Consider the following 12,413-nt stretch of genomic DNA (forward strand, 5'->3'; position numbering starts at 1 on the left):
TGTCCGGCATCCCGAATAAATTCATCGCCTCTGGCGACAAGGGAATTTTGCGATACCCCCTCAAGGGCGGGTGCCATTTCAAGGATTGAGGTGATTGTTCCGGTTTACATCAACAAGCTGGCGTTTTCGATGTCTTCTTTTATGATTCGACAGGTCAAAAGCACTCTTGCAGACAGTCCCGCATGGTCTCTGCAGACCATCCTCGCCGATCACTGTCACATCGCAGGTCTGTGGTTCGCTGTGGTCTCTTCTTTTGTGGGTCGATAGGGCATAGGAATTATTGAAGAGCTTTCTGCATGGCCATGGTCGGCCATCCACTCCGATGAGTGTTAAGTCGCAAGTTTTTGGTCCGCTATGGTATGTGCTTTTGTGACTCGACAGGCACATAGCATTCTTATACACCGCCCCGCACGGCCGCTGCTGCCCATCCTTCCCAATGACAGTTTCCTTACAGGTTTGTTGCCCGGTGTGATCTTTTCTTATGTGATTCCTCAGGTCCTGATAACTCTTGTAGACCTTTCCGCATGCCTGCTGCTGGCCGTCCTCTCCGGCCATGGTCACTCCACAAGTTCGTTTCCCGCTGTGCATTCTGCATTTGTGATTAGACAGAGTTTGAGCATTCTTGCAGACTGTCCCGCATAGTCGCTTCTGGCCATCTTCCCCAACTAAGGTTGCGTCACAGGTTTGTTGTCCAGTATGGAAGGTTCTTTTGTGATCCGTCAGGGCTTTAGAACTTTTGCAGAGCGTCCTGCATCGGTGAGGCTGGCCATCTTCCCCGATCACGGTTACGTCACAGGTTCGTTGCCTGCTATGGAGAGCGGTTTTGTGAGCTGACAGGGCTTTAGCATTGCTGCAGAGTGTTCCGCATGGCTGCGACCGGCCATTCTTCCCGAGCACCATCATGACACAGGTTTTTTGCCCGGTATGGAATCTACTTTTGTGACTCGACAGGGCACCAACACTTCTGTAGACCATTCCGCATGGTCGTGGCTGGCCATCCTTTCCGACTACTTTTACGCCGCAGGTTTTTTCCCCGCTGTGGTATAAGTTTTTGTGATTCGACAGGGCTTGAAGACTATTGTAGTTTTTTTCGCATGGTCGGTGCTGGCCATCTTGCCCAACTATGGTTTCGTTACAGGTTTGTTGCCTGGTGTGGACGCTTCTCCTGTGATACTTGAGGGCTACAACATTCTGGCAGACCATTCCGCAAGGCCTTGGCTGCCCATCCTCCCCGACTATTGTGACGTAACAGGTTTTTTGCCCGCTATGGTATTGGTTTTTGTGAGACAAAAGTGTTTTTTCATTCTTGTAGACTTTCCGGCATTGCCACAGTTGGCCATCCTCGCCGACTAAGATTACGTTGCAGGTTGCTCGCCCGGTAGTGTCAATTGTACTGGCGGCCCCTGCACCTGTTGAGTCTGCGACCCCGTCTAAGGCGACCCCGTCTAAGGCGACCCCGTCTAAGGCGACCCCGTCTAAGGCGACCCCGTCTAAGGCGACCCCGTCTAAGGCGACCCCGTCTACAGGGCCGCAACGATAACAGTGTCTACTGGCCAGGTGGGAGCATGCACTTTTTCCGGATGTTTCTTCAGTGTCGTATGTCGAACTTTCTTCACAACCTGGCTCTACGCTATCGGATGGGTCGGAAGATTGTCGGAATCGACAAACACCATTACAGGGATAGATATAACAATTTAAACCCAAAGTATGCAGGTGTTGTTCAGGACCCTCGTCACCGTCGGCAGAGTCAGAAAACAGGAGACTGGTGAAATAGCCTGTGGTGTAAGTGCTGGTTTGTGGGGCACCCTGGCCTGATGATTCTGATGGTTGATAGGGAGGTGGGCCTTGTTCCGAGCCTGGCATCACGGCGGTGATAGCAAGTCGGTGATTTTGACTCGCCTCTTGTTGCTCAATTGGGTTAAACAGTAGTGAATTGGCATTCCAATAGCTTTTTAAAAGCCAGCCAACAGTGAAAACTGCTTCTACAGCTATGGGTGAATGAGGGTTTGAGCCTGGAGAGGCGTCTCTGGTAGTCAGAATGAGCTCATAAGCAACCAGCAGATTCGTCGCGTAACGCCATGGCCAGGAAATTGACTCTATAAGATTCGCTTGCACTTCCTGACTATCAGGTTTGTGTCGTTTGTCATCAGGTGATGAGTCTGGTCCTACATTGCCGTTTGTGTCTACAGTGACTGATGGGCAGACCACAGAAAACGACAGTAACAGCAGTGCCGCAAAAAGTGATTGTTTAATAATTCTATCCTTGCCCTCTGGTTTACAGAGAAGAAGGATAGATTAAGAAAACAAGAGTGTTTCTTTATCTTTTTCATCAAGAAGGTGTTGCAAAACGCCTACGATTTGTGAATCTTAATCACCTGACAGTCTGCTGAACCCTGGCTGAATCGGGCTGTCACCTGTTCACCTTCAGTCAGTTGTCCGGCATCCCGAATAAATTCATCGCCTCTGGCGACAATGCTGTAGCCTCGAGACAGGGTTGCCAGAGGGCTGACAGCATCCAGCATGCCTGTCAGTTGTTTCAAGCGATTTTCTTTCTGTTTTAAAAGTACCTGCAGAAATGAATCAAGCTGGCTTTTCAGCAGATTCAACTCTCCTTGCAGCCGCTCAATGCGTCTTGAAGGTGAAGACTGTAAAAGCCTGTCGTTTAGCCTTTGATACTTTGCAGCCTGAGCCTGAAGGGCTATGGTCATCGATTGTTGCAGACGAATGTCCAGATCTTTCAGCCGCTGGTTGAGCTCTCTCAGGCGTTCCCCCGGATGACGCAGGCGCAGACTGGTGTTATCAAGCCGCTGGGACAGGGCCTGCAGACGATGCTTCATCAGAGTCTGTAGCTTTCGATTCAGCAGACCGAGCTTATTGAGAATATCCTGTTGGTCCGGACTGAGTACTTCAGCCGCCGCCGATGGCGTCGGTGCCCGGTAATCAGCGACAAAATCAGCAATGGTAAAATCAATTTCATGGCCCACAGCACTGACCACGGGAACTTCAGAAGCCGCTATGGCTCTGGCGACTCTTTCCTCATTGAAAGGCCAGAGGTCTTCCAGTGAACCACCCCCACGACCGACAATCAAAACGTCAAACAACCCACTGCGATTGGCCATTTCAATGCCTCTGACCAGCTCGTCGGCGGCTTCTTTCCCTTGAACCGAACTGGGAATGACTGTGATGGGTATGGAGGGGAAGCGTCTTTTTAATACCGCCAGGATGTCGCGGATAGCCGCGCCTGTTGGAGAGGTCACAACACCAATATGGGAGGGCAGGGCAGGCAGGGGCCTTTTCCGCTCCGCATTGAACAGACCCTCGTTGTCCAGCTTCAGCTTAAGCGCCTCAAAAGCACGTTGAAGAGCACCGGCACCGCCTTCTTCCATGTGATCGACAATCAGCTGGTAGTCGCCCCGGCCCTCATAAAGGCTCACCCGACCCCTGACAATCAGTTGCATGCCTTCAGCCGGAACAAAACGAATGCTGCGATTGCGGTTTTTGAACATCGCACAGCGAATCTGGGCATTGGCATCTTTAAGGGTGAAGTACCAGTGTCCTGATCCGGGTCGGGCAAGGCCGGAAAGTTCGCCTTCCACCCTGACGTTTGCGAAGCGCGTTTCCAGCATTCTCCGGGTTTGGCTGTTCAGCTCTGTTACCGTCAGAGGACGCTGATTGTCTGATTGAGCGGGAGACCCCGGCTCAGCATGAAATAAATTCTGGCCTTGCATGAGAATGTTGATGCTACAGTGTTTGAGAGATGAGATAAGGCTGAACAACAATATACCGGATTATTCCCGAGCAAACTATACACATCATTGATGTCAGGTTGGGTATTTCAGCCACGGGCCTCCTGATACTCTTACTGAGTAGATTATCAACAACTTTTTAAAGACCGAACATTAAGTACCTAACCAGTTGGTTTCGCATATTCTGGACGGCGGCTTTTTCCACCCTTCTGCGTTCCAACTCTGGTTGCGTAGCTATGGCTACGCGCCCGTCGTTGCGCCTTGAAGGATGAAAAAATCCACTCGCCAGAATATGCGAAACCAACTGGCCAGGTACTTATCATTCGGTTTTTAATAAACATCCACATCTCATCCATCGCCATTTCCATGTTCTGATTTATGCAAAAAAAATTCGATTTCGCGTGAGAAAATGTGAAAAAAAGTCACCCAGAAACTAATTTCCAGATTGTATTTTTTGAATGCGGTCCTCACGGCCATCCGGTTATCATCGTACTTAAGCGTTAGATCGGCAGTTGCCAGCAGTGCCAAAAAAACGCTTCTCATTTTTTCATCTTTTTCAATCTTCTGTTTCATGATCCCATTCCAGAACAGATCCCGTTCGTTGTCACAGCTATCATTGAGGGTCTCGTACGCCCAAAAATAATAGTGGATCAGGGCCGACTTTGTGCGATGTTTTTTCAAAAGAACATGACTTATAGCTTCATAATACGGGTGCGATTTCAGTTGCGGAAGGTTATAAACGTATTCATCAAAACTGGAGTCAGGTTGTGGTGTTTCCCGCAGTGCTTTAAACAGGTTTGTATAGTCATATCGGCTTAGCTCGTAGCTGGCAATAGTCTCTGGTAATTGATCAATATCAGCAGCAGTTGCCTCAGATGATGTATCAGGCGCCTCCGATTTATCCGACAAAAAAGCGTTAACAAGGCTTAAGTAGTTTTTAATATTTTTTGGCCTGTCACCACTTTTGATTTCACTGTCCAGCCAAAAACTATATTGTTTTATTCTTTGGTTAATGGGAAAAAGCCTTGTTTTCTTCAGTGGTTCCAGAAGTATTCGCTCAATACTTTCAGGATCACTTATACTCTGGAATAACGCTTCTTCAACTTCAGGGACATCATTGCTGAACACAAATTGGATGTTATGGTGTATGGGGGTAATCAAAAAATGCTTTGCGATCAGTGTTGGCCAACCAGCCTGGGGGATATGCAAAAGATTAAAGCGTTTATCAGTAAAGACTCTGATGGCTGCCTCAACGGCAAAACCTACACCATATAGAGAGCTTGCTAATAGCCCTGGCAAGATGTCCGTGACAATCTTACCCGCTTCAATAAAGATCTTTTCCCCTGGTTTTCTGGCCGATGCGTATTGAATAACAGGCTTATTGTCCAGGTCTGTTTGCCAGGCTTCTGATGTCTCGTCCTGGTAATACTGGTAGTTATCCAGTCGCATAGCCACTAGTGATTCCAGATAACCGGCATAAGGAAAGTTGAGATGGCGTGCTTTCTGGAAATGGGCATGTGCGCTGAGCATAACTCTTTTGTGACCGGTTAATATTATCTGCTGAGAGTCCAAATTTATTTGTGCCTCCAGAAGTGTCAGGCCAGCCAGACAATGAAGCCAGCCTGACATCTCTGATGATTGAGAGTCCATTCTATCTTCATATTCTTCTAACTGCTGTTTTAATTCCTCGTAGCCAGCTTTTCTCGCTTGTTGAATAGCTATAATAAAAATATTTTCGTTTCCAGCTGTGAACATTTTCAAGTGTTCATGATTAAAGACAATATGTTCGATGATTCTTGATTCAATATGACTTGCAATAGTGTTTACTGGCTTATGCCATACAAAGTGTTGAAAACGTGCGAGAAATGTTTCCCAGTCATAGGACTTAATCTGGAGTTTTTTTGCCTTTTCTGCATTTCCACCAATGAGCCTGAGAATATACTCGTGAATCAGAAAAAAGGTGTTGTACCAGTAGGATTCTTTATCGTTGGCAGTCATTTCGGGAAGCAAATGAATTATTTTTTTCAGAAGTCGAAAGTCGTGACCAAAATGAAGTGCGGTTGTGCGGGCCTGGATTTCAAAGGGAAGAGCTTTAAGATGAGGGAGATCCGGCTCTGCTTCTGGTGATTCACTAACCAGATAAAAAGCAAGTTCTATAATATCTGCCATTACCCGAATATCAGGATCAGTATCACTAGAGAGCTTGCCCTGAGCTTCTTTCAGGGATACGTACACGTTCGAGTCTGATGCCAGGCCGAAGACTGAATAGTAAATGGTCAACATAGATAAATCCAGATAATCAGAATCCAACAAATCCGGTCGACCAGAAGCGAGGTAGAGAATCAGTCTTAATATTGCTTCCTTATCAGCTTCCGCTTGCAATTTTGCTTCTGCTTCCGCTGCCGCTTTTGTTACTGCTTTCGATTTCGCTGCTACTTTTGCTTTCTCTGCCGCATTCGATTCCGCTACTACTTTTGCTTTCGCTGCCGCTGTCACTGCCGCTTTCGTTTCCGCTATTGCTGTCGCTACCGTTCCCGATTCCTCTGGCGCTCTCCTTTGAGGTTTCTTTTCCACTGTAGCTTCTGCCAGCGCTATCGCTGCTGCTGTCGCTTTTGTATCTGCTAACTCTATGGCTACTGCTGCCGCATTCTCAGCTTCCCTAACTGCCGAAGCCTCTCTCTCTGCCGCAGCCTCTCTCAACGTCGCTATCACTGCCGCAGCTGTTCCCGCTTTCACCAGCGATCGTTCATGCTGTCCGTTACGCATATGTTGGGTAATAGTATATTGTTGGTTCATTCGACTCAAAACAGTATCAACTGAACCATCAGAGCCTTTTATCGGAAGCTGCTCCATAAACTCTCTGAGTATTCGTATGGAAGTTGTTACCCTGCCGGGAATATTGCTTTGCGGGTTTTTCGTATAAGTCTCTGTACCAAAGGCCAGTTTCAGTTCGAAAGGCTTTGGAATCAGTATCAGCCACTTGAGCAATACTCCGATCATAACCATTAGGTTTGAATCCGATTCTAATAAAATCTCAATAGACTGTGACACCCCGGAGAATGCAGAGTAAATGGCTCTGGATGTTGCACTGGACTCTATTTCCATAGCATATTCAAAAAACAGCAAGAGTATCGGGGCATAAGGGAAGCCATGATCACCAGACAATAAAATAGTTTCGTTTATCCTTTTGGCGTTGAGTTTCACTTCCGGGCCAAAGGGTAACTCAATGGTTTTGTTGTCATCTGACATTTTGGCACCCATCATGGCCAGTGCCTTCATAAAATAGTAATAACCGATTCCCAGTCTGTTTGTTAAATGGTTACCATTTCTTATTATTGCCTTTCGGAATGCAGTGATTTGCTTTTCTGCCTGTTGCAAAAATTTCTCCGGGTTGCTCTGAATAAGTCTGAGTTCCTGAATAATATTGTTATCCAGTTGTAATAAATACTGGTTATAAATTTGTTCATCGTATGGTCCTGTTGACGGTCGGATGCCAGGCCTCAGGTCTTTTGGTTGCCTGGCTGCTTTTACGGTTCTTTTTGCTTTTTCAGAATGTGTACCTGTTCCAGAGGTTAGTTGCGCCGGAGTGGGGGAAACCGGAACCTTTTTGATTTGAATAAAGTCTCTTGCAAGCAGCAAAGAGCGGGCAAGCATCCAGTCTTTTATTAAATCGGGTCTGGACTTTTTAGTCGCCTTATTACTTATTTGGTCATGATGCCCGTCAAATAGTTCCTTTTCACTCTTGCTGTCTTTGCTTAACGAAGCCTTGAGATAGCTTTCCCAAAAACCCATTTTCCAAAAGGCTATGAATCTGGGTTGATGATATTTGAGCAGTTGTCCGGTTTGCTCAGTATCCATGAATGCTTTCAGGTCAGTCATGGCCAGTACCTGTGGGAAATAAGATATATCCATGTGCTGAGGTTTTTTTTTCAAGGCTCCCTTAATTTGCAGGGCATTGAGGCTATACGACCAAAGTTCACTGTGAATCTGACTGGTTGCAGGCTCTTGTTTTTTCTCCAGTATCAGTATCAGCGACCCGATGGTTTGTTGCAGCTCCCGAGCCCCGGGACGCACTGCTTTCAGGGATGTTAATATCGAGGTGGTATCCGGTTCTCTCAGGGCATTGACAATGGCCTTTACCTCTCTGCCTCTGTCTGACAGGTCTGACTCTTTGGCTAACCCCTGCTCAATCCTGGTCAGGGTTATGGTGTCTGTATCCTGATAGAGCTGCTCCAGAAATCCACCCTTCAATAGACCTTCAACTTTTACCTGGTTGAAGCTTGTCGCTCTGGAAGCCATGCTGCGTAACAGTCGGCTGACAGGTTCCATCTGAGGCCAGCCTGCCGGATGTTGGTTGCGCAATTGCATCCCGATTAATAATTGGTAGGCAAGCGGTATACCGGCGATGGCTGCCGGTAACAGCAGCTTGAAAGCCTTCTCATAGATCTGCAGTATTTCTGATTTTCCAGATGGAAATTTCTGGTTCAGAATGAACAACGCCTGAACCAGTTGCGCATAGGGGAAGTGGTTCTCATAAGCCGCCTGCTCTAAGTCTTTGCGCTGTTGACTGCCCGGGGTATTGGCCAGGTTGATGGTGATGACTGGCTGGTCTGTGGATGTATCAGCAGAGGCTCCGGAACAGGCCAGTATTTTCAGGGTTTTTGTTTTTCCGTCCTGCAGTTGCTTTTGCAGTGTATCGGATTCTGTACCGGGCGCAGGGTTTTCTTCAGAGGCTTTGCAATCTTGTGTCTTTGTTGCCCTGTTCAGCTCGTCCGGAAAACTATGATCCATCTCCTTAAGCCAGTTTGATAGTTCTACGGACTGAGACAAGGCTGTTTCGAAATCGATCGTAGTCGGGACTGACTTTTGGGCTGCAGTTTTATTCTTGCTTTTATTTGAGCGCTCAGCAGGATCAGGTGCCACTGCCTCACTGTTATCAGCAACTACAGAGCATTGATTATCAGGGCTTGCTTCTACTGTGATAGCGTTTTTTTCTGGCACCGTGGCAATGTCGCTTATTTCTTGTTGTTTCTGTTTCTTCTCATGGGAATTGAAAGAAGCATCTTTTGTTATCGCCTCTGCACTTTCGACATAAGTAGCAGTAGAAACTGTTGCATGTTCGTCAATATCACTATTGCTTTCCAGTGCCTTGTCAGGTTGGGGCTTGACATAAGGAAGCAGAAATTCCGGTAACCCGGTTGATTCTGAAGAACGGCTGAGCAGTGACTCATGAATAATCGCCTGAACCTGTTGCTCAGTGTCACTTGTCAGCAAGATTTTTAATATATTTTGAGCATTTTGCCCCCTTCTTTTTGCATCAATGCTTGGGTAGGTTTGATCAAATTGCGTGTCCTGAAGCAGTTTTTCAACCATAGCGGGCAGGCTTGGCATAAGTAGCCTGGAACTCTTGGCAAAAGGTTCTACACGGGTGAAATCGAAATACCCTTGAGGGCCGGCAGAAATATTGATCGATAAGATGCGCCATTTTTTGGTCTTGCAAGCGGCGAATCTTATCGTATTTTCTTTGCCGTTATCGGGAAAGCAATGGATCTTTAAAGTGTGCAGTAACCCTATGCGCCGCAATTCTTTCGGGCTGGCTAAAGCTATGGTGTGAAAGTTGTTGCGTCTCACGGTAGTGCCAGGCAGGGCGCGTGTCAGCTTTTCCTCAAGGGAGGCCGAAATCTTTTCCAGACTTTGAATATTCTCAACTGCCAGATCAATATTATTGGTAGCAGGTACCTTGCCCAGTTCGGTGGGTTTAAACAATGACGCGAGATGTTGCCATCTGGCTAAACCCCCGTAAACAAGAGCATCTTCAGTATCGGATATAATACTCTCGGCTTCTGCATAGGTTTTTCTAAAAACAGGTGCCAGCACCAGGAGTGCAGGAATCACATAGCGGATATCCTGTTTTTTTACTAAAAATACGCCCTCGGAATAATCTTTTACATGATTATCCAAAGACTGTATTTTGTCGTTTATTGCAGATGTGGAGAGATCAGGGGCTATAAAGGCGATGTATTTACTGGCAGACTCTTCCCAGAAAAAAACCACTGCGCCAAGCACGTTTTTGCTAACGTAAAATGTCCCGTCAGGGTTCTCTGTATCGTCGAACGGGTAACAAACAAGGCGTAATTTATTGTAAAACCTGAACAGGTTCTGTCCGAGATCTCCCAGCATGAATTTATCGGGTGCAATAAACGCCTGTTGTAGCATTTCGCTGGCAGATTGTATGGACGCCGCTTCCAGCAGTGCGCTGGCAGATTTTGTGGATGCCTCCTCCAGCCGTTCGCTGGCAGATTTTATGGCGTTGCACTGGAGCGTTTCCCGGCATAACAAAACATCCTTCTGCCATTGTGGAAACAGTTCCCATAAAGCATTTTCAAGCGTACTGTCTTCCAGCCATTCGTTTTCCTGCTTGTTCAGGTAGGAGCTGATCAGGAAGTGAGTGAACCAGGGGGCGTTGTCACTTTGATGAGACAGTTTTACCGTGTGATTCTCGTGAAACAGGAACATATGGATATTTTCAAGCCCGTCCAGAGGCTCTTGAGGGGTGTGGTCATGGTAGCTATGGGAGAGATATCCCCGACCATCAGTAACAATGACCTGTATAGAATTTGCCAGTGCTTTGGATGCCAGCATCATGTGTTGCTGGTTTTTTGGATCAAAACCCCGAAGCATCTGGTTATATAATGTTTCACTGCAACAGTCGGGTGGTTTGCATAGACGGAGCAGGGTTTCAAATTTTTCCCTGGATGTGATACCAAGCTGTTCTGACAGAAAGTCCGATCTATGGGTCATTCTTTCAGGCCGAAGTCCGGAGCGCCTGTACAAATAGAATAGATGTCTAAGCAGGGATGCTGAGGGTTCTGCGTCTGCTGGTGTGGCCGGATGGTTGCCGCCCGGTGGTGGTGGCTCATTGTCGTCAATATTGTTCCTACCGACAGAGCTGGCAGTTCGTTTACTTTTGTTGCCACTTTGTTCGGCTGTTTGTGCAGAGGGATTACTCGGGGAGGACTGAGATTCAGGCGGTCCATTATTCCCCTGGACACCAGAAGCTGTCACTATGTCTGATGTAAACCCCATAGAGGGGAGTGACACATCTGGCTGATGAGGGATGGCAGGAGGATGAAAACCGTCGAATGCGTTGCTTGTTTGGGGCACCAAAGCCAGTGGGTTTCCGTCTGTTTGACGGGTAAAATAAGGTGATACACGACCGGAAAAGTGTGAGTGGACAGGGTGCCCCGGAAACTCCCGGTTTAAATAGGTCAGCACATTGTTCAGTAACTCAGGCCGCCGTTTAACAAACTGGTAAAGTGAACCGGGGTCGCTCTGAATCTGCTCCCTTACCCGGGCACTGAGGCTTTTGGGGATGGGGGATATGAACCCTGAGAGAATTCCCCGCCATTGATAGAGATTAAAGGGCGTACTGGTCACCGTGCTCATAAGCAGGGCGGCCAGGTTAAGGTGCTCACTTTCTACCAGGGTGCCAATTTCAGGTCCGTCCCAACCGGCGTAATGATCCTCGACATTATAAGGGGCATCAGCGAACCGCATCAGCAGCACCGGGTCACCTGCTCCCCAGAAATGGTATTTCCGATGTCTGTCGTTGCGGGCGATGAATAAAGAAGATCTTGACCAGGCTGGACAGGTATCATTGCCAGGCGATACTTTTTCCAGTGCCCAGAGGTTAAAGTACTTCCCGTTCATGAGTGCCGGGCTGGGTTCTACCGCAGTCTCGGGAATACCCGGTTGGTAAAGCCAGCTTTGATCCGACCATTGATAAAGCCAGTGATTATTCTGGCAGGCGTGAATTTTTTCTTTGTCAGTTGTCTTGCTTTTATTAGATTCTCCAAACAACTTATTGTTGGAAGAGAGACAGTGAATAGCCTGATTGACCCGCTTGATATAGCCACTGTCTAAAGCGGTTTGCCCGTCAGTGCTGATGATGTCTTTTTTAGCCAGTTCGGGCAATAGCCAGGGTTTTGCGTGATTCAGCGGGAAGTCAATAAGAACGCTCTGACACTTTTTATGCTCTGTAAGCGGATTAGTCTGGCAGATAATGGCCTGCAGGCGATTCTGCTGACTTTCCCGCCAGGGACGCAGGAAAAGGGTACTGGTATGGGTGTCGTTTAGTAGTTTCCAAAGCGACAGCCAGGCAGACAGAGAATCACCCTCGACGGCCTGAGTCTCTGACGATGATGTCGAGGGTGAAGCCGTAATCTGCCATACAGGATGATTTTCGATGCAAGTGGTTTGCACTGATAAGCGGCTTTTCAGCAAAGAGTGATCGATCATCACCGGATGAAGATTGCAATCGGGGGCATCACCAAAAGCCCGGGACAGTGAGGGGAAGCCGCGACTGAAAGAAGGGTAGGGTATGATTGAAGGCGGAAGCAGTTTTGCAAACAGGAACCCGGGCAGATGACTCAACCATTGATTCCTGAAAAAAAGGGACAGTTTTTTGGGGGTGCCAACGTCGTGTATTACGTGATAATGGTTACCCAGCTTGAGGTGAAAGTTATTGGCTTTAAATCCGGCGTAGAGACCCAAAAAGCGGATTTCTGGTGCCTTGTATCCGGGTTCACTCTGGTGGCCGGAGGCATGACCTGTTTGTACGTTCATTGCAATCATGAACAGCAGCGAAACAAAGAGAAGTTTTGACAG

The 12,413-nt window shown here is 47.5% G+C and carries 3 protein-coding genes; all 3 read right to left on the reverse strand.

Features of this window, described 5'->3' with window-relative positions; translation table 11 throughout:
• Nucleotides 1–78: 78 nt before the first annotated feature.
• Nucleotides 79–2,208, reverse strand: a complete 2,130-nt coding sequence (locus ACO6VG_RS17025) for a hypothetical protein (protein WP_422474822.1) — start codon at nucleotides 2,206–2,208, stop codon at nucleotides 79–81.
• A gap of 143 nt (nucleotides 2,209–2,351) precedes the next feature.
• Complete coding sequence (gene xseA / locus ACO6VG_RS17030) at nucleotides 2,352–3,728, reverse strand: exodeoxyribonuclease VII large subunit (RefSeq protein WP_422137756.1); 1,377 nt, start codon at nucleotides 3,726–3,728, stop codon at nucleotides 2,352–2,354.
• 366 nt (nucleotides 3,729–4,094) lie between these two features.
• A complete protein-coding gene (locus ACO6VG_RS17035; protein ID WP_422474824.1) occupies nucleotides 4,095–12,371 on the reverse strand; it encodes a hypothetical protein in 8,277 nt (2,758 codons plus the stop codon).
• Nucleotides 12,372–12,413: the final 42 nt, after the last annotated feature.

It is taken from the genome of Endozoicomonas sp. ALB032, from assembly GCF_049310125.1.
Lineage (GTDB): Bacteria > Pseudomonadota > Gammaproteobacteria > Pseudomonadales > Endozoicomonadaceae > Endozoicomonas_A.

What these genes read in the sequence shown, in the direction of transcription:
- xseA (WP_422137756.1), bottom strand. Translation starts at nt 3,728, where the DNA reads ATGCAAGGCCAGAATTTATTTCATGCTGAGCCGGGGTCTCCCGCTCAA.
- ACO6VG_RS17035 (WP_422474824.1), bottom strand. Translation starts at nt 12,371, where the DNA reads ATGAACGTACAAACAGGTCATGCCTCCGGCCACCAGAGTGAACCCGGA.